We start from the raw sequence: 21,638 nt of genomic DNA, 5'->3' as shown, positions 1-21,638 counted from the left end.
ATAAATGCGTGGGCTGTATAAATTTTCTATTCTTCTTTAATAAATCCGTAGTAAGATCCGGTCTTCATATTTGCAATATCCAGTATCGTTTCATCTTCCAAAAAAAATCCCATGTAGGGTATCGTATTCGGCTTAGATATCTGTTCCTTACCCTCTAACATAAATGTCGTATTCTTTGTATAAATACATATAAAATCTTCTACTGTATATTCGTCCGATCTGTTTATAACTTCCATCAGCTCGGCCTTGGTCACACCATAGGAGGAAAGTTTCTTTTCTATAAAATCCATTGCCTTCTCACCTCTGTACAATTCATATGTTCCGCCATAATAATTGTCATCGGTAATCCCCTTCTCCTGATACCAGAAAAAGCTGTGGTACTCATTGAACACCCAATATGATCCGTCATCATATGAAATCCATGATGTTTTTGTCAGAGCATCCGGCTCGATATTTTCGGCTTTGTCTGAACTAAAACATCCGCTAAGCAGAAATACCGCAAGTAGCATTGTCACAAAAATCGTCTTAAATTTTCTCATAAGATGTCTCCTTATTTGATTTTTACGAACTGAAGTAATAAACTGTTATCTATAGTATATATCATTTTCGATATTTTTCAATGTATTTCTACTTTATTCCCTATGTCCGCCTATTTGTCTGTTTCTGTCAAGTGCAGTTCCCTCTTCTTTGAGATTAAGCCCTTTAAATATGGCATTGTTTCCGAACTTTCTTTTTACTTTAAGTACGGCTTTCATTCTGCTGCTTTCTTTTTCTTTAGAAATGCTGTTTGCTTCCAAGAGATTTCCCGTACAGCCTGCGCTGTTTTTATGACTTATCTCACTTGCAACTATGGTTATCCTTCTAAACAGCAATATGGGATTTGCAAGTTTCTCAAAGAGCTCCTCACTTTTCTTGCAGATTTCTTTTGTGGAATTGGTATATGATAAAAGATTTATCGAGCCATGCGCACCTTCAGGTACGCTCCTTCCGTAAAAGTCTTTTGTAATATTCCCGGTGTATCTTTTTGCTGTTTTGGGATCTGCCAAGCTGTCTATATCGTATCCTATACTTAAAGTTATCTGCCTTGTGGCGGTATCTTTTTCCAGCAATGAAAATGACAGTCTTTCAGCCATCTCTATAACAATTGTTCTTACCTCTTCATAGCTGTACGCCCTAAGCAATACCTGACCTTCGCTTATACTTTTTTTCTCCGGAGTATATGCTTTTATATCTTTGATGTCCGTATTGTCAATTCCCCAGGCATGTTCTATCAAAAAGCTTGCATTTTTCCCAAACAGCTTATATAAAAGATTCATTCCCTCATTGGCACGATTCTTTTTTAAGCTCTCCCTTGCAATATCTCCCATTGTATACATTCCGTACTTTGCAAGGTTCTTGCTGTAACCTCTTCCTATTCTCCAAAAATCGGTAATAGGTGTATGACTCCAAAGCTTTTCTCTGTAGGATTTGACGCTCAGCTCTCCTATTCTTGCTCCATGCTCATTAGGCTCGGCTCTTTTTGCCATGATATCCATAGCTATTTTTGCCAGGTACATATTTTCACCTATACCGGCACTTGCCGTTATTCCTGTGGTATCAAGGACATCTTTTACCATTTTTTCAACAAAACCTGTTGCATCATCACCTGCATATCCCGTAATATCTATAAAGACCTCATCCACCGAATATACATAGATGTCCTCAGGTGAGACATACTTTAGATATACACTGATTATTCTTGCGCTGTACTCCATATATTTTTTCATTCTCGGTACAGCCACCACCAAATCAACTTCCAGCTTTACATTTTTTTTGAGTTCTTCAAGAGAATATGACTTTCCTTCAGACTTTCCTACAAGTTTTTCTCTTCTGTTATTTACTTCCTGCAGTCTTTTTATTACTTCAAAAAGTCTCGGCCTTCCGGGTATTCCAAAGGTCTTAAGTGCAGGACTTACCGCAAGACAGATAGTCTTTGAAGTTCTGCTCTCATCAGCTACCACCAGATTTATATCCAAGGGATCCAATTTTCTTTCTCTACACTCTACCGAGGCATAGAAGGATTTTAAGTCTATTGCCGCAAATATCCTTTTTTTATTATTCATTTTCAATTATCTATTATTTTAGCTTCTTTTCCCAATGCAGGTATTATCTTATTTAAAAAATCATCAGTGCTTATCTTCAGTGTTGAGGTATTCTCACAGGGATGACATCTGATAAAATCAGCCTGTATTACATCTTTGTCTATTACAAGTTCCACTCTGTTGTCTTTATCATTTAAAAGTCCCAGTACACTTACAGATCCCGGTGTTACATCCAAAAATTCCTTCAAATAGTTTTCTTTTGCAAAGGAGAGTCTGGACATATCCAGTTTCTTTGAGATATCTTTTGTAACATATTTCTTATCTCCGGGCATCATAAACAGGAAAAATCTTGTCTCCTGTCTGTTGCAAAGAACTATATTCTTGCAGATTTTAACTCCCAGTGCACCCTCTATCTCCTTGCATTTTTCCATATCTGAAGCTTCATCATGGTCAACCACCTCGTATTCCACTCCCAAGCCGTCCAAAAAATCATAACATCTTTTTTCTTTGTCCTGTCTTTTTTCAATATCAACAGGTCTTCCCTTATAGGGTTTTGAAATATACATAATAACCTTCCGAAATTACTCTAATATAAACACATATTTTTTCTCATTTGAAAGCTCTTTATCAAATTTGAATCCGAGTCTGTCAAACTTTTTTATTTTCTCTTCATTTTGGATATTTCCGGATGCAATGAAGTTTACCATCTCACCTCTTGCCATCTTTGCCATGGTGGCTTTTTGTACTACCTTACCGTCTTTTTTCTCGGCAAACACACATGTAATGAATTTATTTTCTTTTGAAAGATAGCTTTCTATAGTTTTTGAATATTCTTTTGAGGCAAGATTTATCACTACTTCTCCCGTTTCAAAAATCTTTTTATATATTTTATCTCCCCAAAATTCATACAGATTTTTGTGCTCTCCTATCTCCATCTTCGCCTGCATCTCAAGTCTGTACGGACTTACTCCGTCAAATGCTCTAAGTATTCCGAAAAATCCCGAAAGTATATATAAATTCTCTTTTATATACTCTATTGCAGAGGCTTCCATTACATTTACCGCCATATACTGATACTGTATACCTTGATAAGAAAATATTGCAGGGGTAAGACTCCCCTGCAAATTCATGTTTTTAAATCTGTCAAAATTTTCATTTGCAATCTTTTCATTGCATTTCCAGATCTCTTTCAGCTCTTCGTAAGATCTTTGTCTTATCTCTTCTAAAAGGATCTTGCTCTTATCAATATATGTAGGTACACTGCTTCCGATATAACAGTCTGTATTTTCTATCATTGTCTTGGCAGGTGATACTACTATTTTCATTCCAAAATCTCCAACATCTCAGCCGGATTCTTGGCAGCTTTTACCTTATCCATAGCCTCTATGATAACTCCCTTTTCATCTATAAGATATGTGGTTCTTACCACTCCCATAGACACTTTTCCATAGAGTTTTTTCTCATGCCATACATCATACGCCTGTATCACGTCAAGCTCAGGATTTGAAAGCAGTGTAAACGGCAGTGAATATTTATCTTTAAACTTCTTATGTGATGCAACACTGTCTTTACTGATGCCTACAACCTCTACTCCTTTTTCCGTAAACTGCGGATACAACTCTCCGAAGCCGCAAGCCTGCGCACTGCAACCCGGAGTATTATCCTTTGGATAAAAGTATAATATAAGTTTCTTACCTTCATAATCTGAAAGGTTTCTGACTGTTCCGTTCTCATCCGGAAGTGAAAACTCCGGTGCTTTTGTTCCTATCTGTAACATAAATTTCCTTCCTTATAAAATCTCTTTAAATATACCCTTAAGTGCCGGATATATCTTTCTAAACTTTTGGTATCTTTCCTCATATTTTGCCACAAGTTCCGGTTCCGGTTGTATTCTTTCTTTTATTTTTATTATGGACTTTGTAGCCGCTTCAACACTTTCGTATTCTTTGCAGCCTACCGCCGCAAGTATGGCGGCTCCAAATCCCGGACCTTCTTCGCTGACAGGTACTTCCACTTCTACATTCATGATATTTGCCACAAGTTTTTTCCAAAGTGCACTCTTTGCGCCTCCGCCGCATATCATGGTCTTCTTTATCTCTATGCCTAGGCTTCTTGCCACTTCCAAAGAATCTCTGAGACCGAAAGTAACACCCTCCAGTATTGCAAGTGTCATATCTTCTCTTTTTGTATCCATACTCATTCCGATAAATGTACCTCTTGCAGCCGGATCATTGTGAGGTGAGCGCTCTCCCATAAGATATGGTAAAAAGAACACCTTATTTTCTCCAAGATTATCTATATTTTCCTGTTCTTTTGAAAAATCCTTTGTCTTTAAAATATCTTCCATCCACCATTTATTACATGAAGCCGCACTGAGCATACATCCCATAAGGTGGTATTTTCCATCCGAATGATCAAATGAATGAAGCGCATTATACTTATCAACTCCGAAGTTTTGACTGGATATAAATATGGTTCCTGAAGTTCCCAAAGAAATATTGCAGGCTCCTTCTCCCACAGTGCCTGTTCCTATGGCTGCAGCCGCATTATCTCCGGCTCCTGCGATTATTTTTATATCTTCATTCAGTCCAAGCTCTTTTGCAAGTTCAGGTTTTATATTTCCTACCACCTCAAAGCTCTCGAAAAGTTTTGGAAGCATATTTTCTGAAATACTGCATATTTCTATCATTTCGGATGACCATTTTTTGTTTTTCACATCCAAAAGCAACATACCGGAAGCATCCGAATAATCTGTAGCAAAGCTTCCGCTAAGCATATAGCTGATATAATCCTTCGGAAGCATTATTTTTGAAATTTTTGCAAAAATCTCAGGTTCATTATTCTTTACCCAAAGTATCTTAGGTGCGGTAAATCCTGCAAATGCAATATTTGCCGTAAGTTTAGAAAGTTTTTCCTTTCCGATAACATTGTTTAAATAGTCTGTTTCCTCAGTACTTCTGCCGTCATTCCAGAGTATTGCAGGCCTTAGCACATTGTCATCCTTATCAAGAATAACAAGTCCATGCATCTGTCCTCCGAAACTGATACCTGCTATCTTCTCTTTTGCACCTTCACAAATTTCCTTTAATCCTTCTTTTACCGCTATAAACCAGTCTTCGGGCTTTTGCTCACTCCATCCGGAATGAGGAAAGTATATCGGATACTCCTTTGATACAGACTTTACAAGTTCACCTTTACTGTTCATCATCACAAGCTTTAGGGCCGAAGTGCCCAAATCAACACCAATATAATACATACACGTCTCCATAAATTAAAAGTTTATTCTACTATCTATTACATTAAGATTCTACTCTTACCTTGTCAATTGTATTCTTGCTCTTTTTACTGATAAAGTTGCTATCCGGTTTTATGTCTGTTTTGATTTTTTAAATCTTTTCGGTAAATGCAACTTAAATACCGAATCCACAAAGAATATGGCAAGGGCTATGGATCCCGCAATTTTCAATGCTTCGTTCATATAGGTACTCAGATATGACGACTCCCTTATAAAGGCATAAGCACATCTGTATATTGAGCCTCCGGGCACTATCGGCAGTATTCCCGGTATAAGGAAATTACTTACCGGTGCTTTTAAAACTCTGGCAAGTATATGTGACATTGTTGCAATACAAAGTGCTGAAACGAGTGCCGCTATTTCCACTCTGTGCGCAACCATATCCATCAAAAGATATACAGCCCAGCCAACCATTCCGGTCATTCCTGCCTGTACCATGTATTTTTTCGGCAGCTCTATCATAATACAAAAAGCCACCACTGCAATAAATGCACCAATTATCTTAAACAACATATCCGCCTCACAAAATCACATATGCCAGTGCCACGCCTACGGCAACAGCAAAGGCCACAACACCTGTCTCAAGCATTCTACTGACACCTGCGGTGTAATCACCGTTTAGAGTATCTCTCATCGCCGTGGTAAAAATAACTCCGGGTACTATCGGCATTATTCCGCCTATTATGACAAGATCGATATTCATATTTGCAAATACAAATCTTTGAAATCCCACCGCTGTCAAAGCCATGGACAGTGTGGAAATCATATTCAGGAAAAATGAGTTAAATCCGAAAGGAACCAGCGCCCACTGCGTAATTGCCATTGCAAGTCCCGCAACTCCGGCCACCATGCAGTCGGTAAAATCTCCTCCAAGCATCATGGTGAAAAAAAGTGCCACTCCTACAAAGGAAAGTCCGTATAAAATACCTGTAAACTGTCTTACATCCTTTATCTTTTTTATTTCGGAATACGCCTCATATATATCCATTTTCCCTGCACTCAAGGCTCTTGATACATTGTTTATCAGATATATTCTGTTGATATTTGTAGTTCTTTCAGGTACTCTTTTTGACATGGTAATAAGTCCTTCATCACTGTCCAAAGTCAAGGTAATACCTGTTGCCAGAACAAATGCAGTATGGGATTCACATTTTGAATAGTCTAGTATCCTGTTCATCGTATCTTCCACTCTGCTGATCTCCGCTCCGGCTATGAGCATAGTCTCACCTGCAAGCATGGCTGTCTCCGCCACCACTCTTTCCAGGCTTTTTGACACATTTTTTCCGTCTGCCACTTCCTCTTCTCCAATTTATTATTTTTATAAGCTTGCTCTGAGCTCACTTATCTTATCTCGCAAAAGTGCCGCATTTTCAAAATCCAACTCCGCAGCGGCTCTAAACATTTTCTTTTCAAGCTCTTTTATAAGCTTGTTTATCTCCGCTTTATCCATGGATTCCACATCTTTATCAATAGTTGATACACTCTCGGCAGCCTTTGATATCGCTATCAGATCTCTTACCGCCTTCTTTATTGTGGTAGGTGTGATACCATGCTCTTTATTGTAGGCTTCCTGTATGCCTCTTCTTCTGTAGGTCTCATCTATTGCCGCCTTCATGGAATCCGTCATATTGTCGGCATACATTATTACATGTCCGTCCGCATTTCTTGCGGCTCTTCCTATGGTCTGAATAAGTGAGGTCTCACTTCTAAGGAAACCTTCCTTATCCGCATCAAGTATCGCCACCAGCGTAATCTCCGGTATATCAAGTCCCTCACGCAAAAGATTGATACCTACAAGTACGTCAAATTTATCAAGTCTCATGTCCCTGATAATCTCCGCTCTCTCTAATGTATCAATATCCGAATGCAGGTATCTTACTCTGATACCGACTTCCTTCATATATTCGGTAAGATCCTCCGCCATTCTCTTTGTGAGAGTGGTGATAAGTATCTTGTTCTTTTTTTCTATTTCTTTGTTTACTTCGGAAATCAAATCATCTATCTGACCTTCTACAGGTCTTACACTTATAGGCGGATCCAAAAGTCCTGTAGGTCTTATGATCTGCTCCGTTCTAAACATTTCATGCTCTTTTTCATATACACTTGGTGTAGCGGATACAAAAAGCATTTGATCTATCTTTGATTCAAACTCCGAAAATTCCAAAGGTCTGTTATCAAGTGCCGACGGCAGTCTGAAACCGTAGTTTACCAAAGTGGTCTTTCTTGATCTGTCACCTGCATACATTCCTCTAACCTGTGGAATGGTAATATGGGACTCGTCTACGATTATAAGAAATTCATCTTTAAAATAATCTATCAATGTATAGGGAGGTTCTCCCGGTGCCGAACCTGTAAGATGTCTTGAGTAGTTTTCTATCCCTGAGCAAAATCCGGTCTCTCTCATCATCTCCACATCAAAATGAGTTCGTTCATCTATTCTTTGAGCTTCTATAAGCTTATCCTCCGATTTGAAGAACTTTACTCTCTCTTCACACTCTTCCAAAATATTTTGTGTGGCAATCATCATCTTTTCAGGTGCCACTACATAGTGAGATGCCGGGAAGATGACCGCATGTGAAAGTTCGGCTAAGATATTTCCTGTAAGTGTATCTATCTCAAGTATTCTGTCCACCTCATCACCGAAAAACTCAAATCTTAATGCTGTGGATGTGGATGCCGCAGGAAATACTTCAAGCACATCTCCACGTACACGAAAAGTACCACGATGAAAGTCCATATCGTTTCTGTCATACTGCATATCTATCAGCTTTCTTATGACATCATCTCTGTCTCTTTCCATTCCCGGTCTTAATGATACTACCATCTCCTGATAGTCTATCGGGCTACCAAGTCCATATATACATGACACTGAAGCCACTATTATCACATCTTTTCTTTCTGAAAGTGATGCTGTGGCGGAGTGTCTGAGTTTATCTATCTCGTCATTTATTGCAGAGTCTTTTTCAATATATGTGTCTGTGGAAGGTACATATGCCTCAGGCTGATAATAATCATAATAAGAAACAAAGTATTCTACCGCATTTTCAGGAAAGAACTCTTTAAACTCTCCATAGAGCTGGGCTGCCAATGTCTTATTATGTGCTATTATAAGTGTAGGTTTTTGCAATTTTTGAATAACATTTGCCATGGTAAATGTCTTACCGGAACCGGTCGCACCGAGCAAGGTTTGAAACTGGTTTCCCTCTTTAAAGCCTTTTACCAGTGCCTCTATTGCTTGAGGCTGATCTCCTGTAGGCAAAAACTCTGAATGTAATTTAAATTCCATTATTTTTAACCTTTCTGTCTGTCGGCAACTGCCAACCTACAAAAATTATAGCATGTGATAATATAAATGTACAGTTCAAAAGAACATTTGTTCGAAATATTTTAGACTGCTTCTATAGCACAAATACCTGATAAATCAGCCTTGCGGATTGCTTACCTGCAGTATTCCGGCCTGCTTTTCCAACATCTTTATAAAACTTTCCATCTGTCTGTTTATAAACCTGTCTTTTTTATGTAACACTTGATAGTTTGCCTTTATATGGAAATCCTTTATCGGCAATACCTTCAATGTATCATCTCTTAATTTCGGCTCAATCAGAAATCTCGGTAACACCGAATAACCCATATTGTTGCATAAGAGCTTTATAATCAGATTTGTATTCTGTGATTCAATGCTTGGCTTTATACTAAGACCTAGCTCAGAGAGTTTACTCTCAAGAATATATCTGTAGCTTGCATTTTTCTCAGTAAGTATACAGGGATATTCCAAAATCTCGGAGAGCTCTATTTCATTTTTGTATGCCAAGGGGTGATTTCTTGAAGCACAAAATACCACTTCAGTCTCTATCTGCACATCCGCAACAAAATCCCTTGAAACGCTCGGTTTGTCAAGCAGGAGCATTATATCTATATTATTGTGTTTTATCCCTTCAAAGAGCTCCGACGGAGTACATACCTTTACTTCAACAGTTACATTCGGATTTTTCTCATAAAACTCCGCCAAAACCTGTGGAAATAATGTGTCGCAAATGGAATCTATGGTTCCTATTCGAAGTTCTCCTGTCAGCATATCATCAGTTCTGATAAGTGACTCTTTTGCCTCTTCATTGAGCATAAGTATCTTTTCGGCATATGGATAAAACTGTTTTCCGTGATCTGTAAGTCGCACCTGCTTACCGAGTCTGTCAAAAAGTCTCATCCCAAGGTCAAACTCCAATTGTTGTATCTGTATAGATACCGCCGCCGGTGAATACCCAAGCATCATTGAGGCTTTGTAAAAGCTCCCCGATTCCGCTATTTTCACGAAGGTATTCAACTTCTTTAAATCTAAAAAATTTTCCATAACTTCCCCTTTATATGGTTGGTAAATGTTTTTGTAGTCCCACAGCATATTAAATACATTTAACTAATTATCTTTATTTTTCTTAAATTATATATTTAATTTTTTAAGATTTACAATTTACACATAGACCTACTATACTATATATATATAATATTTACCATAATAATATTTGATAAAACAGGCTGTTTGGGGGTGTATTCAGTTTAATGGAAAAGGATGATATCAGGTACAGGACTTATGTCCGAATATTAAAAGACGAGCTTGTACCGGCTATGGGATGTACGGAACCCATAGCACTGGCTTATGCGGCCGCAAAGGCAAGGGAAGTACTCGGCAAATTGCCGAAAGCAGTGCTTGTTGAAGCCAGCGGAAGTATAATAAAAAATGTAAAGAGCGTGATTGTTCCGAATACGGGGCATCTGAAAGGTATACCTGCTGCGGTGGCTGCCGGTATAGTTGCAGGTGATGCAAACAGAAAACTTGAAGTTATTTCCGATGTGGATGATTTAAAGAAATGTGAAATTGCCGATTTTATGAACAATATTAAAATTGATGTGATTCCGCTTGATATCGGTTATGTATTTGATCTTATTATTACACTTTTTGCTGATGATGAGTATGTAAAGATTCGTATTACAAATCAACATACAAATATAGTGCTTATCGAGAAAAATCATGAGATAATTTTTGAATCCGAGATTGAGAACAATGCCGTATCAGGAAGCGCCGATAAGGATCTGCTGACTATGGACGGTATATGGGACTTTATAAACTCGTTGGATGTTTCTGATGTGAAGGATATCTTGGACAGACAGATATTTTATAATACTTCAATATCTGAGGAAGGTCTTTTGGGAAATTACGGTGCAAATATAGGCTCCGTGCTGCTTGATACCTATGGCAATGATATTAAGGTAAGAGCAAAGGCTAAAGCCGCCGCAGGTTCCGATGCCAGAATGAACGGCTGTGAGCTTCCCGTTGTTATAAATTCAGGAAGCGGTAATCAAGGCATCACCTGTTCGATTCCCGTTATCGAATATGCCAAGGAATTAAAGGCTTCAAAGGAAAAGCTATATCGTGCACTGGCACTTTCAAATCTTACTTCCATACATCAAAAACATGGCATAGGTACACTGTCAGCCTACTGCGGTGCCGTAAGTGCAGGTGCAGGTGCAGGCGCGGGTATCGCCTATCTTACGGAAGGCAGTCTTGAAGCTGTGGAACATACCGTTGTAAACACTTTGGCTATAGTATCGGGTATTATGTGTGACGGTGCAAAGGCATCCTGTGCGGCTAAGATAGCCTCTTCAGTAGATGCGGCTATTATGGGACTGAGCATGTATAAAGACGGTCAGGCCTTCCATGGCGGTGACGGTATTGTAATGAACAATATTGAGGAAACTATCAAGGGAATTTCAAAGATAGGTAAGGACGGAATGCGTGAAACAAATAATGAAATTATAAAACTTATGGTGGAAAGCCATTAAAATTAGGAGGATTTTGATATGAAAAAGAACGGTATTTTAAACAGCCTTCCTTTCCGGCTGTTGCTTGCACTTGTTATAGGTATTGTTGCGGGACTTTTCCTGAACAAAAATGATACAAGTGCCGTTTCTGTGGCACTGCTTAATATAATTGTGACTGTTAAGTACATTGTCGGGCAATTTATAGGATTTTGTATTCCGCTTATTATTATAGGTTTTATTGCCCCGTCTATTACAAGGCTTGGCAGCAATGCATCAAGAATACTTATAGTTGCTCTTATACTAGCCTATGTTTCTTCAATCGGTGCGGCATTTTTTGCTACAGCTTCAGGCTTTATAATACTTCCACATATGAGTATTACGCCTGAAGTTGAGGGCCTTAAAGAATTACCCCAGCTTGTATTCCAGCTTTCAATACCGGCTATAATGCCTGTTATGAGTGCTCTTTTCTTCTCAATCATGGTTGGCCTTGCGGCTGCATGGAACAGAAGTGAACTTATTACCGGTGTTTTGGAAGAATTCCAAAAGGTTGTACTCAGCATAGTAACAAAATTTGTTATTCCTGTACTTCCTGTTCTTATCGGTACTACTTTTGCAACTCTCGCATATGAGGGAAGTATTACAAAACAATTGCCTGTGTTCCTTGTTATCATCATTATGGTAATGATAGGTCACTATATATGGTTGGCACTTCTTTATCTTATCGCAGGTGCTTATGCAGGTGCAAATCCTTTGGATATAATAAGAAACTACGGCCCTGCATACATGACTGCGGTAGGTACCATGTCAAGTGCCGCTACACTTTCAGTCGCTCTGGAATGTGCCAGGAAATCGGAACCGCCTCTTCGTGAAGATATGGTAAATTTCGGTATTCCGCTGTTTGCAAATATCCACCTTTGCGGCTCTGTTATGACTGAGACATTCTTTGTAATGGTCGTTTCAAAAATGCTTTACGGTGAATTCCCGTCTCCTGCAAAAATGATTTTATTCTGTTTGCTTTTAGGAGTATTTGCAATAGGCGCACCGGGAGTTCCGGGAGGTACTGTAATGGCTTCACTCGGCCTTATAACAGGTGTACTTATGTTTGATGAGACCGGAACAGCTCTTATGCTTACAATCTTTGCACTTCAGGATTCATTCGGTACAGCTTGTAATGTAACAGGTGACGGTGCTCTGACGCTTATACTTACCGGGTATGCAAAAAAGAATAAGATAGAACCCCAAAAACTTGGAAATATATTGAAGTAAACTAAAATATTTAAGTAAACTAAAAAATGGCTATCACTTATAGAAGCGGATTCATAAAGTGATAACCATTTTTTTATATATTTCATACGAAGTTATTGCCTATACTTTATTATTATAGTATATATTAAGTGTATCAAACTGATTATTAATTATATGAACTCTAACCGGATAAATTTACTTTTACCGGACATCATATAATTTTCTTGTGTACGAAAGGAAAAATGTTATGAGAAAAAATAAATACTTGCTGCACATTATAATTGCTCTTACCGTTACAGCCTCTGTAGGTATTACAGCCTGTAAAAGTTCAACTGATGAGACAAAGATAAGTGCCGATGATCCAACTTCCTCTGTAGCAGAAGAAAATAAAGAATTGGAATCCCCAAAAAACACAAGGGATCTTGACTATAAGAGTTTGACGGTAGAAGATCTGACAAAAAACTTAATCGGTAAGAATGAGCTTACAGATGAAGAATTTTTAGAGTTGGTATCAACTTACAGATATGTCCCCATTACTGAAGATTTAAATCTTGAAGACGGAAGCGTTACACAACAGGCATTTTCGTTGTTGGACGATAAGAATGTTAAGTATATTGCAAGCCAAAATGTACTAAAAACTTTGATAAAAAGTGAATATCCTCAACTTAGGGGGATTGCATGTGAGCTGATAGATGAATTTAACGGAGCAAAAGAGGAAAACATAGACTTGGTGAAAGAAATCCTAAAGACAGAAACAGAGCCATATGTACTTAGAAGAGCTGTAAGTGTAGTAGCATATAAAGCCGGAGAGGATCCCGAAATTGCAAAGTTCCTTCTTGATATGGCTAAAAATGAGAATCCCGGAGTAAGAGAAAGAGCTGCCTATTGGTTATGCATCGGTTCTAATAAGGACATAGAAGGAGCGCAAGATCTGGTTTTTGAACTTATGCAGGATGAGAATAAAGAAGTTATGAGAACCGCATGTGAAAAAAGCGGAGTGTTTAGAGATAATACAAAAATCACGGAGTATTTAAAAACAATACTTCTTGATGACAGTAAATACGAGCTTCATGGTATCTATGGAAAAGCTCTTATAGACATGTGGCTTAATCCTACTTATATGAACGGTCATAATGAAACTGCTTATAATGCGACTGTTGAATATATTGAAAAGACATCAAGAAATGAAAATATACCTGAGTTTACAGTGCTTAATTATTTGAGTGGAATATCTGATACGGGGTTTGAAGAATGGAAAGCACAAAATCCGTACTACAATAAGGATAAAATAATAGCTGCAATGATTGAAATTATTAAGGATCCTAATGCAAACAGTTTGGCACGCGCTTCTGCTATTGAAGTAATACATGCTCATGGAAAAAAAGAAGCCATGGAATCTATAAAATCTGTAATCGAAGCTTTGACTGACAAAGATGCCTCATTTATAAAGGATGTTTTTTCTAAAGAGCTTACAAAATAAATCATAAAATGCGACAAGGGTAAATAAAACTCAAGTCGCATTTTTTAGCTTTATATTTCAACAGCTTTATTTAAATAAGTAAAATATCTTAGTATAATATAAATCTCTAATTCTCTTTATTATTGTAAATCCACTTCAGTACCGCCATAGATATAATAATTGTATATCCTATAAAGCTTAATCTGTCCGGAATCTGACCTACAAATATAAATCCTAAAAGTGCCGAATATATAACCTGTGTATAGTCATATACCGATATTTCCTTTGCCGGAGCATATGTATAGGCTTTTGTAATGCAAATCTGTCCCACCATTGCGGAAAATCCCGAACCCATAAGCATTATAAACTGTATAAAGCTTGGGATGATAAAATCTATAGCCATAAGCGGTATACAGCATATGCTTGAAAAAACCGAGAATGAAAATACTATGAACATTCCCTTCACACCGCTACCGGTCATCTTTCTCACCAAAGCATATGCAGTGCCCGCCATAAGTCCGCCCATGACTCCTATCATAGCTACTACAAATGCAAAATTTGCACTTGGCTTTACTACAAATATCGCACCTATAAATGCTACTACCGTAGTTAGAATATCCATCAAAACCGGTTTTTCTTGTAAAATTATAAAACTTATCATTATTGCAAAAAAAGGACTAAGTTTATTCAATATAGAGGCATCTGCTATATTCATATGGTCAATTGCATAGAAGTTACAGATAACACCGATAAATCCACAGGTTGACCTGATAAATAATAAAATCCAATTTTTTCTTCCTATATTTTCCCACTTATAACCGCTTTTTATAAGCATAAAGAATGCTACAAAGGCTGCAATCAGATTTCTGAAAAACACCTTTTCAAATGTGGGCAGTTCTCCCGCCATTCGCACAAAGAGTCCCATCAGGGAAAAACCGAATGCAGCTCCAAGTATGTACAATATTCCTATCTTTTTATTATATTTATTCATAATGAAATTTTTCTCTTATCTCTTTTTCTCTAAATACTTCTCTTAATACATTTATGCAATATAAAAATCCGGGTATAAGAAACATATCCGCAACTATCCATGCCAGAGGTGATGCCATACATGCCGCCACAAAACCAAGATGTGGAACTGCCACAAAACCTATAAAGCCTCTGGCAAACATCTCACATACTCCCGACAATATGGCAAACATAGGAAATCCCATACCTTGAATGGAGTTTCTCCATACATTAACAAAGATAAGTGCAAAATAAAATCCTGAATTCCACAAGAGGAATATCCTTGCCCTTTCTATTACATCCGTCTTTGTTGCATCAATGAAAAACTTGGGCAATTCTCCACCGATAAATATCATTAAAACAAATACTATTGCAGAATATATTATTCCTATTATTGTAGCTACTCTTACACCTTCCTTTACTCTTTCAAGCTTTCCGGCACCTACATTTTGTCCGCAATAAGTAGCCATGGTCGCCCCAAGAGCATCTGTTACAGCCACGCAGAAGCTGCTTATCTTACTGCCTGCCGTTACCGCGGCTACAACCACAGCTCCCAGTCCGTTTACTGCAGCCTGCAATATTACGGAGCCTATGGCGGTGATTGAATACTGCAATCCCATAGGGATGCCCATGGACAATAATATCTTTATATGCCTTGCGGATACTCTGCCCTCTCCCGATTTAAGCTTTAATATATGAAACCTTTTAACCATAAATATCACACATAGTATTCCCGATACCAGCTGTGATATAACTGTTGCATAGGCAGGTCCTGCCACTCCAAGTCCCATAAACTGTATTGATACAATATCCAGCACTATATTAAGCAATGCCGCCACTATAAGAAAATACAGCGGAGTCCTTGAATCTCCCAATGCCCTTATAATACTTGCCGTCAAATTATAAAGATACATTACAGGAATGCCTGCAAATATAACAATAATATATATATAGGCTTCGTCCAGAATTTCTGCGGGTGTATTTGTAACTACAAGTATTAACCTTGTAAGCAGACAGACTATTGCAGTAAGAACTACGGAGAAAAATATTCCCATATATACCGCATTCATAGTGAATCTTCTCATCTCACTATAGTCTTTTGCACCGAATTTTTGTGCTATAGGTATGGAAAACCCTGCCGTATTTCCAATAACAAAGCCGTTTACCATGAAAAAGATGGCACCTGTGGAACCCACAGCTGCCAATGAATTAACACCCAGATACTTACCTACCATTACCGCATCCACCATACTGTAGAACTGCTGGAATAATGTTCCTATAAGCATGGGTATAGCAAATGCCAATATAAGTTTTAAAGGTTTTCCACAGGTCATATCTGTGATTCCCTGTGATTTCTTTTGTATATTTTCTTCCATAATTACCTCAAAACAGCATTTACATTTCGTCAATACTTTTATTTAAAACCATCCTAAGATTATCTATACTGTTATTCAGTATAAGTTCTTTTGGGAAATCCATTTCAGTCAACAATGTATCACAGTTTCTGAAGTCACCCACATCATCCGCATAATGGCTGTCTGTATTACATATTATATATGTACCGTATTTTCTTGCAGCCTCAAGCATCTTTATGGCATTCTCTCTTCCATGCAGTCTTGCGGACTTAGGATTCAATGACGAATTGTTAAGTTCAAGGACAATGCCCTTTTTTTTGGCTTCCTTTGCCAGTTCATCATGATCCATAGGATATCTTCCATCATCCGGATGCCCTATAATCTTTACATATGGATTTGACATGGCACCAAAATATGCATCCATATTTTCCTGCAGGCTTCCCGGCTCTATACAGATGGTATGCATACTGGCTATAACATAATCAAGTCGATTTAAAATATTATTATCAATATCTAAATTCCCCTTGAAATCAATTATATTTGCCTCTACACCTCTAAGTATCAATACCCCTTTATATCTTCTGGGCATTACCTTAAAATTCATGAAATATATATTTTTGCATGAACCGGGTACCGCTTCACTATGATCTGAAAAGCCATATGCCAAAAGTCCTTTTGCAGCCGCTTCTTCCATATTTTCTTTCAATGTGGAGTATGCATGACCGCTAGCGATTGTATGCGTATGCAAATCAAATAAAAAGTCCATATTATTTCTTAAAAAGGTCTCCAATCTTATCCATAGCGCTTGAGATTCCTACTTTAGCTATCTGTGTCTTTACACCTGCAACAACCGAATCAAGCTGACCGTCAGGTATATCGATACCTGTAAGTCCTTCTATTGTCTTCTCAGGATCCTTTGCAAGGTTTGATAAAAGTTCAGGATCCGCCTTTGCCTTGTTTATTATATCTGTTACTATTTTTGTGATATCCATATTTTCTCCTTTTTTGTACAACTAAAGCCAAGATTATATAAAGTATCTTGGCTCCGGTTAAATATATTATTGATTTATATTAGTTTCCTGACATCTGCTTTGCAACTTCTTCTGCAAAGTTCTCGCTCTTCTTCTCAAGGCCTTCACCTGTCTCAAATCTGACAAATCCCTTGATAGAGATGTTTGCATTGTTTGCCTTAGCAACCTCTGCAACATAAGCAGCTACAGACTGCTTTCCGTCCGCCGCCTTAACATAATGCTGGTCAAGAAGACAAATCTCTTTAAGCTCCTTCTTAATTCTACCCTCGATCATTCCCATGATAACCTTCTCAGGCTTTGAAGCCTCCTTAGGATCGTTCTTGATCTGAGCTAAGAGAATCTCTCTCTCCTTTGCAAGGTACTCTGCATCAACTTCCTTGTCTGAAGTATACTTCGGATGGAGTGCTGCAACCTGCATTGCAACATTCTTAGCCATCTCTTTGATTTCATCGTTTACAACATCAGTTGTAACATCTACAAGAACACCGATCTTTCCACCTGCATGAATGTATGAAACTACACAACCGGCATTCTCTTCTATCTTCTCAAATCTTCTGATAGACATGTTCTCGCCGATGATTGAGATCATGCTTGAAAGCTTCTCACCTACTGTAAGGCTTGGATCAAGATCCCACTTCTCGTTCAAGAACTCTTCTGTATTGCTTGCAGTTGTCTTTAATGCCTGTGCTGCAACCTCTGCAACATAAGTTCTGAACTTCTCATTCTTAGCAACGAAGTCTGTCTCTGCATTAACCTCAAGTACAACCGCTTTCTTAGCATCATCGCTTACACAAACATCTACGATACCTTCAGCTGCTATACGACCTGCCTTCTTCTGTGCTCCTGCAAGTCCCTTCTCACGAAGGAAGTCAACTGCCGCATCCATATCTCCATCAGTTGCAGCGAGGGCCTTCTTACAGTCCATCATTCCTGCGCCTGTCATCTCTCTTAACTCTTTTACCATTGCTGCTGTTACTGCTGCCATTGTAAAACCTCCTAAACATTTATAAATATGACAAGTTGCAAAGCGGTAAAATCCCTCTTTGCAACCCGTCTATAACTCAAATCTCTTTAAAATTAGAACTGTCTGTCGTCCAATTCTTCCTTATCAGGTGCAAATGTCTCACCCTCAAGTGAATCATCGGCAACGTCTTCTGATGTTGAAAGGATCTCACCCTGATTTGCCTCGATAACTGCATCTGCCATCTTAGCTACGATAAGCTTTACAGCACGGATAGCATCATCATTTCCCGGGATAAGGTAATCAAGCTCATCAGGATCACAGTTTGTATCACAGATACCGATAAGTGGAATACCTAAAGTATGAGCCTCCTGAACACAGATTCTCTCCTTCTTTGGATCTATAATAAATATAGCGTCAGGAATGTTCTTCATATCCTTGATACCGCCGAGGTTCTTCTCAAGCTTCTCCCATTCCTTCTTTAACTGGATAACTTCCTTCTTTGGAAGTAAATCAAATGTACCGTCTTCGCTCATCTCTTCCAACTGACGAAGTCTCTTGATTCTTGACTGGATTGTCTTAAAGTTTGTAAGCATTCCGCCAAGCCATCTCTCGTTTACATAGTACATTCCGCAACGCTCTGCCTCTTCCTTGATAGCATCCTGTGCCTGCTTCTTTGTTCCTACGAAAAGGATCTTTCCACCATCCTTAGCTATGTCTGACATAGCATTGTATGCTGTATCAACCATACCTACACTCTGCTGAAGATCGATAATATGGATACCGTTTCTCTCTGTGTAGATATATGGAGCCATCTTAGGGTTCCATCTTCTTGTCTGATGTCCGAAGTGAACACCTGCCTCAAGTAACTGCTTCATTGAAATAACACTCATTGTTTTTCTCCTTTGGTTTTTCTTCCATCAAGCTTAAGAAAAGGACCTATGGCACCTCTTTCCCTATTCACTTGATGTGCTTATTTAGCTATAAAATTCTATCATAATATTCATCAGATTGCAACTCTTCTTTTTTATTACCATGATACAAAACAAGACATAATATAAATCCCGCCGCAGCACCTGCCACATGTGCGGCATTGTCCACACCTGTAGTCCTGAATCCTGTATAAAGCATAAGTGCAAGAGAAATTGCTATCTGTTGTACACTCAAATCCTTTATTCTTCCTCTGTTTACAAGTAAAGCATATAAAAGCGCTCCCACTATACCGAATATCGCACCTGAAGCACCTGCACTTACAGCCACATCACCTGTATAATTCTGAAACCAGTCAGAACCTATATTTGCAAGTATACCTGAGAGCATATATATGATGAAGAATCTCACATGCCCCAGTATATCTTCAAGTTTTCCTCCAAGAAGTACCAAAATAAGCATATTATTGACGATATGTTCTATTCCGAAATGCATAAACATGGAAGTTACAAGTCTGTAATACTCACCGTTTTTAATGTTCTCCGGAAAAGCCGCACCGTATTTGAGCATAACCATGGTACTTTCCGAGCCTCCATGGGTTTCAAGAAAAATGAAATATATAATATTTACAATGATAATGCCGATCGCAACATAATTTTTCTTACCTATTCCAAGTTCCATTATCTTATACACTCTGCTATTTTCTTTGCTGTCTCTTTTTGTACTTCCTTATCCGACTGTCCCGGTACCCAACTTACAATACTTGAAGCGTCATCATATCTCGGTATAACATGTATATGACAGTGGAAAACCGTCTGACCTGCGCTCTCCCCTGTATTTGCCAGTGTGTTAAATCCTGTAGCTCCAAGAGCCGCCATAGATGCCTTACCCAGTTTTGCAGCCAAAACAATTGCCTTTCCGGCTATATCCTCACCAAGTTCCGTGATATCTCTTGCATGTGTCTTCGGCAATATAAGCATATGTCCCTTGCTTGCAGGTGATAAATCAAGTATCACCTTAAAATTGTCGTCTTCAAAAACTGTATCTGAAGGAATCTCCCCGTTGGCTATTTTACAAAAAATACAATCCATATTTACCTCGCTTTAATCATTATTAGTCCACTCAGGTTCCTGCGGTGTTTCAAAAGTTCCCTTTATATTTGTATCACCGTCTATTGCCACAAGTACTCCTGCCGAATTGGTCTTATACTCCACCTTGTCTGCATCTTTTACTTTTCCGTTTGATACTATCTTACCTGATGAGTTCACCACATAGTTTGTAGTACCGCTTCCGCTCTCATTCGGCACTGCAAAAACCTGATACTTTAAGGAATCATTTGCTTTTACAAGTCTTCCCTTGTAGTAAAGCTTGTGGTCCTTTGTGCCTGTCAACCCCTTACCTGTTGAAGTCTGGAAAAAATACTCCTCCGACTTGCCGGTTCCGTCCTTTATCATTTGCTTACCTTTCATAAGATAGCATTGTGACTCATTTCCGAAATAGTATGCCGAATATGTATTCCCCTGGTAAACCTTTTGAATACCGTATACAGGTGTGCCGTTTTTATTAAACAGATACTGATTTCCCTTTATTTTTTGCAAATCACTTGCATACAATTTTTCATTCTTTGATGCAACAGGCTCCCCTGTAGATGAAAAGTAGAACCATTCAACAGTATGATTGTACTCTCCTTCCAACTCCTCAGGCGGTTCTATGGAATACCAGCCTGTTCTTAGAGTTCCGTCCTCATTCATATACTTGAAATTTTTGATGGTAGGATTTGAACCTCCGGAAGTCTGTACCCAGCCTGTAACAAGCTCTCCGTTCTCATTGAAAGCATATCTTACACCGTCTATCTTCTTCTCACCAAATTTTGATCCGTTTGTCAGTACAGGTTTAAACTTCTTTCCTGTATTTGTAAAGTAGAACCACTTTTCATTCGAGGATGAATTCGGCCCTGTCCTTCTTTCTCCCTCATCATTTGGCGGCATAAGTTTATACCAGCCGGTCACCATGGTTCCGTCACTTTTTATATAGTAGTTGTCATCAAGTATCCACCCGGTAAGCATCTTTCCGTCTTCATCAAAGTAATAGTATTGATTGTTTATGCTCTTCCAATTGCCTTTGACCGCCTTACCTCCGGCCTGAAAATAAGCCCAGTAATCCTCACCTCTGTCCTTTAACTTTCTCCAGCCTTCCACTATAAGACCCTGATTGTCAACATAGTATTTGTCATCGTCCACCCAGCTGTCGGTTGCCATAACTCCTGCATCATTTAAATAACGCCATTTGTCATCTGCACCTTTTCTCCACTCATTTGTTATTTTATTATTGTTTCTGTCCAGGTAAGTCCAATCGGAACCGGATTTTGCCCAGCCTTCGGCATATGTACTTAAAGGCGTTACCAAAAGTAAACTGAAAGCCAAAACCGGTAAAAGTATTTTCTTTTTCATATTCTACTC

General features: G+C 38.5%; 22 protein-coding genes. 3 read left to right on the top strand and 19 right to left on the bottom strand.

The features are described from left to right. Positions 1 to 26: 26 nt before the first annotated feature. The 10 genes from HMPREF1135_RS12470 to HMPREF1135_RS12425 all read right to left on the bottom strand — a co-directional run bounded on the left by HMPREF1135_RS12470 (position 27) and on the right by HMPREF1135_RS12425 (position 9,724). A complete protein-coding gene (locus HMPREF1135_RS12470; protein ID WP_007595719.1) occupies positions 27 to 539 on the bottom strand; it encodes a hypothetical protein in 513 nt (170 codons plus the stop codon). 93 nt (positions 540 to 632) lie between these two features. Beyond that, a complete protein-coding gene (locus HMPREF1135_RS12465) occupies positions 633 to 2,102 on the bottom strand; it encodes a Y-family DNA polymerase (protein WP_007595712.1) in 1,470 nt (489 codons plus the stop codon). A 2-nt stretch (positions 2,103 to 2,104) separates the two neighbouring features. Continuing rightward, positions 2,105 to 2,647 carry a prolyl-tRNA synthetase associated domain-containing protein gene (locus tag HMPREF1135_RS12460; RefSeq protein ID WP_007595711.1) on the bottom strand — a complete coding sequence of 181 codons (543 nt, stop codon included), beginning with the start codon at positions 2,645 to 2,647 and terminating at the stop codon, positions 2,105 to 2,107. Between the two features lie 15 nt (positions 2,648 to 2,662). Further along, positions 2,663 to 3,406 (bottom strand): peroxide stress protein YaaA, encoded by a 744-nt coding sequence (gene yaaA / locus HMPREF1135_RS12455; RefSeq protein WP_007595710.1) that lies wholly within the window; start codon positions 3,404 to 3,406, stop codon positions 2,663 to 2,665. Continuing rightward, positions 3,403 to 3,858 (bottom strand): thioredoxin-dependent thiol peroxidase, encoded by a 456-nt coding sequence (gene bcp, locus HMPREF1135_RS12450; RefSeq protein ID WP_007595709.1) that lies wholly within the window; start codon positions 3,856 to 3,858, stop codon positions 3,403 to 3,405. Before bcp ends, yaaA begins: the two co-directional genes overlap by 4 nt. A 12-nt stretch (positions 3,859 to 3,870) precedes the next feature. Then, positions 3,871 to 5,337, bottom strand: coding sequence for a xylulokinase (gene xylB / locus HMPREF1135_RS12445; RefSeq protein WP_007595708.1), 1,467 nt, complete (start codon positions 5,335 to 5,337; stop codon positions 3,871 to 3,873). A gap of 111 nt (positions 5,338 to 5,448) precedes the next feature. After that, positions 5,449 to 5,889, bottom strand: a complete 441-nt coding sequence (locus HMPREF1135_RS12440; protein WP_007595707.1) for a threonine/serine exporter family protein — start codon at positions 5,887 to 5,889, stop codon at positions 5,449 to 5,451. A 7-nt stretch (positions 5,890 to 5,896) separates the two neighbouring features. Then, positions 5,897 to 6,670 carry a threonine/serine ThrE exporter family protein gene (locus HMPREF1135_RS12435; protein WP_007595705.1) on the bottom strand — a complete coding sequence of 258 codons (774 nt, stop codon included), beginning with the start codon at positions 6,668 to 6,670 and terminating at the stop codon, positions 5,897 to 5,899. Between the two features lie 24 nt (positions 6,671 to 6,694). Beyond that, positions 6,695 to 8,662 (bottom strand): excinuclease ABC subunit UvrB, encoded by a 1,968-nt coding sequence (gene uvrB / locus HMPREF1135_RS12430; protein ID WP_007595703.1) that lies wholly within the window; start codon positions 8,660 to 8,662, stop codon positions 6,695 to 6,697. A gap of 135 nt (positions 8,663 to 8,797) precedes the next feature. Beyond that, positions 8,798 to 9,724 (bottom strand): LysR family transcriptional regulator, encoded by a 927-nt coding sequence (locus HMPREF1135_RS12425; protein ID WP_007595701.1) that lies wholly within the window; start codon positions 9,722 to 9,724, stop codon positions 8,798 to 8,800. Positions 9,725 to 9,930: 206 nt separating this feature from the next. On the opposite strand from HMPREF1135_RS12425, the gene HMPREF1135_RS12420 reads away from it, so the two are divergent. The 3 genes from HMPREF1135_RS12420 (at position 9,931) to HMPREF1135_RS12410 (ending at position 13,915) form a co-directional block, all read left to right on the top strand. Then, a complete protein-coding gene (locus tag HMPREF1135_RS12420; protein ID WP_007595699.1) occupies positions 9,931 to 11,211 on the top strand; it encodes an L-cysteine desulfidase family protein in 1,281 nt (426 codons plus the stop codon). A gap of 18 nt (positions 11,212 to 11,229) precedes the next feature. Further along, positions 11,230 to 12,456, top strand: a complete 1,227-nt coding sequence (locus HMPREF1135_RS12415; RefSeq protein ID WP_007595697.1) for a dicarboxylate/amino acid:cation symporter — start codon at positions 11,230 to 11,232, stop codon at positions 12,454 to 12,456. Between the two features lie 226 nt (positions 12,457 to 12,682). Then, entirely contained in the window at positions 12,683 to 13,915 is a 1,233-nt protein-coding gene (locus HMPREF1135_RS12410) for a HEAT repeat domain-containing protein (RefSeq protein WP_007595694.1), read from the top strand. Between the two features lie 106 nt (positions 13,916 to 14,021). Here the strand turns inward: HMPREF1135_RS12410 and HMPREF1135_RS12405 are convergent, their stop codons facing one another. The 9 genes from HMPREF1135_RS12405 to HMPREF1135_RS12365 all read right to left on the bottom strand — a co-directional run bounded on the left by HMPREF1135_RS12405 (position 14,022) and on the right by HMPREF1135_RS12365 (position 21,629). Next, the gene (locus HMPREF1135_RS12405) at positions 14,022 to 14,885 is read right to left on the bottom strand and encodes a DMT family transporter (protein ID WP_007595693.1); all 864 of its coding nucleotides are present in this window, start codon (positions 14,883 to 14,885) and stop codon (positions 14,022 to 14,024) included. Further along, positions 14,878 to 16,278 carry an MATE family efflux transporter gene (locus HMPREF1135_RS12400; protein ID WP_007595692.1) on the bottom strand — a complete coding sequence of 467 codons (1,401 nt, stop codon included), beginning with the start codon at positions 16,276 to 16,278 and terminating at the stop codon, positions 14,878 to 14,880. The genes HMPREF1135_RS12405 and HMPREF1135_RS12400 overlap by 8 nt, the downstream gene beginning before the upstream one ends. 19 nt (positions 16,279 to 16,297) lie before the next feature. Further along, complete coding sequence (locus HMPREF1135_RS12395) at positions 16,298 to 17,023, bottom strand: phosphatase (RefSeq protein ID WP_034243205.1); 726 nt, start codon at positions 17,021 to 17,023, stop codon at positions 16,298 to 16,300. 1 nt (position 17,024) lies between these two features. Continuing rightward, a complete protein-coding gene (locus HMPREF1135_RS12390) occupies positions 17,025 to 17,249 on the bottom strand; it encodes a hypothetical protein (RefSeq protein WP_007595683.1) in 225 nt (74 codons plus the stop codon). A 79-nt stretch (positions 17,250 to 17,328) separates the two neighbouring features. After that, the gene (gene tsf, locus HMPREF1135_RS12385) at positions 17,329 to 18,273 is read right to left on the bottom strand and encodes a translation elongation factor Ts (protein ID WP_007595681.1); all 945 of its coding nucleotides are present in this window, start codon (positions 18,271 to 18,273) and stop codon (positions 17,329 to 17,331) included. 92 nt (positions 18,274 to 18,365) lie between these two features. Beyond that, on the bottom strand, positions 18,366 to 19,142 hold the full coding sequence (rpsB, locus tag HMPREF1135_RS12380; RefSeq protein WP_007595680.1) for a 30S ribosomal protein S2: 777 nt from the start codon (positions 19,140 to 19,142) through the stop codon (positions 18,366 to 18,368). Between the two features lie 88 nt (positions 19,143 to 19,230). Next, a complete protein-coding gene (locus tag HMPREF1135_RS12375; protein WP_007595679.1) occupies positions 19,231 to 19,860 on the bottom strand; it encodes a rhomboid family intramembrane serine protease in 630 nt (209 codons plus the stop codon). Next, the gene (locus HMPREF1135_RS12370) at positions 19,860 to 20,270 is read right to left on the bottom strand and encodes an HIT family protein (protein ID WP_007595678.1); all 411 of its coding nucleotides are present in this window, start codon (positions 20,268 to 20,270) and stop codon (positions 19,860 to 19,862) included. Before HMPREF1135_RS12370 ends, HMPREF1135_RS12375 begins: the two co-directional genes overlap by 1 nt. 12 nt (positions 20,271 to 20,282) lie before the next feature. Continuing rightward, positions 20,283 to 21,629: an N-acetylmuramoyl-L-alanine amidase family protein gene (locus HMPREF1135_RS12365; RefSeq protein WP_007595677.1), complete on the bottom strand. Its 1,347-nt coding sequence runs from the start codon at positions 21,627 to 21,629 to the stop codon at positions 20,283 to 20,285. Positions 21,630 to 21,638 lie beyond the last annotated feature (9 nt).

Origin of the sequence: Lachnoanaerobaculum sp. OBRC5-5 (assembly GCF_000296385.1) — a bacterium.
In the GTDB taxonomy this organism is placed as follows: domain Bacteria; phylum Bacillota; class Clostridia; order Lachnospirales; family Lachnospiraceae; genus Lachnoanaerobaculum.
The sequence above is the reverse complement of the archived record's forward strand: the minus strand, read 5'-3'. Positions and strand labels throughout refer to the sequence as shown.

Excerpts from the sequence above, each read along its gene's own strand:
- HMPREF1135_RS12470 (WP_007595719.1), bottom strand. The coding sequence starts at position 539 with ATGAGAAAATTTAAGACGATTTTTGTGACAATGCTACTTGCGGTATTT.
- HMPREF1135_RS12465 (WP_007595712.1), bottom strand. The coding sequence starts at position 2,102 with ATGAATAATAAAAAAAGGATATTTGCGGCAATAGACTTAAAATCCTTC.
- HMPREF1135_RS12460 (WP_007595711.1), bottom strand. The coding sequence starts at position 2,647 with ATGTATATTTCAAAACCCTATAAGGGAAGACCTGTTGATATTGAAAAA.
- yaaA (WP_007595710.1), bottom strand. The coding sequence starts at position 3,406 with ATGAAAATAGTAGTATCACCTGCCAAGACAATGATAGAAAATACAGAC.
- bcp (WP_007595709.1), bottom strand. The coding sequence starts at position 3,858 with ATGTTACAGATAGGAACAAAAGCACCGGAGTTTTCACTTCCGGATGAG.
- xylB (WP_007595708.1), bottom strand. The coding sequence starts at position 5,337 with ATGTATTATATTGGTGTTGATTTGGGCACTTCGGCCCTAAAGCTTGTG.
- HMPREF1135_RS12440 (WP_007595707.1), bottom strand. The coding sequence starts at position 5,889 with ATGTTGTTTAAGATAATTGGTGCATTTATTGCAGTGGTGGCTTTTTGT.
- uvrB (WP_007595703.1), bottom strand. The coding sequence starts at position 8,662 with ATGGAATTTAAATTACATTCAGAGTTTTTGCCTACAGGAGATCAGCCT.
- HMPREF1135_RS12425 (WP_007595701.1), bottom strand. The coding sequence starts at position 9,724 with ATGGAAAATTTTTTAGATTTAAAGAAGTTGAATACCTTCGTGAAAATA.
- HMPREF1135_RS12420 (WP_007595699.1), top strand. The coding sequence starts at position 9,931 with ATGGAAAAGGATGATATCAGGTACAGGACTTATGTCCGAATATTAAAA.
- HMPREF1135_RS12415 (WP_007595697.1), top strand. The coding sequence starts at position 11,230 with ATGAAAAAGAACGGTATTTTAAACAGCCTTCCTTTCCGGCTGTTGCTT.
- HMPREF1135_RS12410 (WP_007595694.1), top strand. The coding sequence starts at position 12,683 with ATGAGAAAAAATAAATACTTGCTGCACATTATAATTGCTCTTACCGTT.
- HMPREF1135_RS12405 (WP_007595693.1), bottom strand. The coding sequence starts at position 14,885 with ATGAATAAATATAATAAAAAGATAGGAATATTGTACATACTTGGAGCT.
- HMPREF1135_RS12400 (WP_007595692.1), bottom strand. The coding sequence starts at position 16,278 with ATGGAAGAAAATATACAAAAGAAATCACAGGGAATCACAGATATGACC.
- HMPREF1135_RS12395 (WP_034243205.1), bottom strand. The coding sequence starts at position 17,023 with ATGGACTTTTTATTTGATTTGCATACGCATACAATCGCTAGCGGTCAT.
- HMPREF1135_RS12390 (WP_007595683.1), bottom strand. The coding sequence starts at position 17,249 with ATGGATATCACAAAAATAGTAACAGATATAATAAACAAGGCAAAGGCG.
- tsf (WP_007595681.1), bottom strand. The coding sequence starts at position 18,273 with ATGGCAGCAGTAACAGCAGCAATGGTAAAAGAGTTAAGAGAGATGACA.
- rpsB (WP_007595680.1), bottom strand. The coding sequence starts at position 19,142 with ATGAGTGTTATTTCAATGAAGCAGTTACTTGAGGCAGGTGTTCACTTC.
- HMPREF1135_RS12375 (WP_007595679.1), bottom strand. The coding sequence starts at position 19,860 with ATGGAACTTGGAATAGGTAAGAAAAATTATGTTGCGATCGGCATTATC.
- HMPREF1135_RS12370 (WP_007595678.1), bottom strand. The coding sequence starts at position 20,270 with ATGGATTGTATTTTTTGTAAAATAGCCAACGGGGAGATTCCTTCAGAT.
- HMPREF1135_RS12365 (WP_007595677.1), bottom strand. The coding sequence starts at position 21,629 with ATGAAAAAGAAAATACTTTTACCGGTTTTGGCTTTCAGTTTACTTTTG.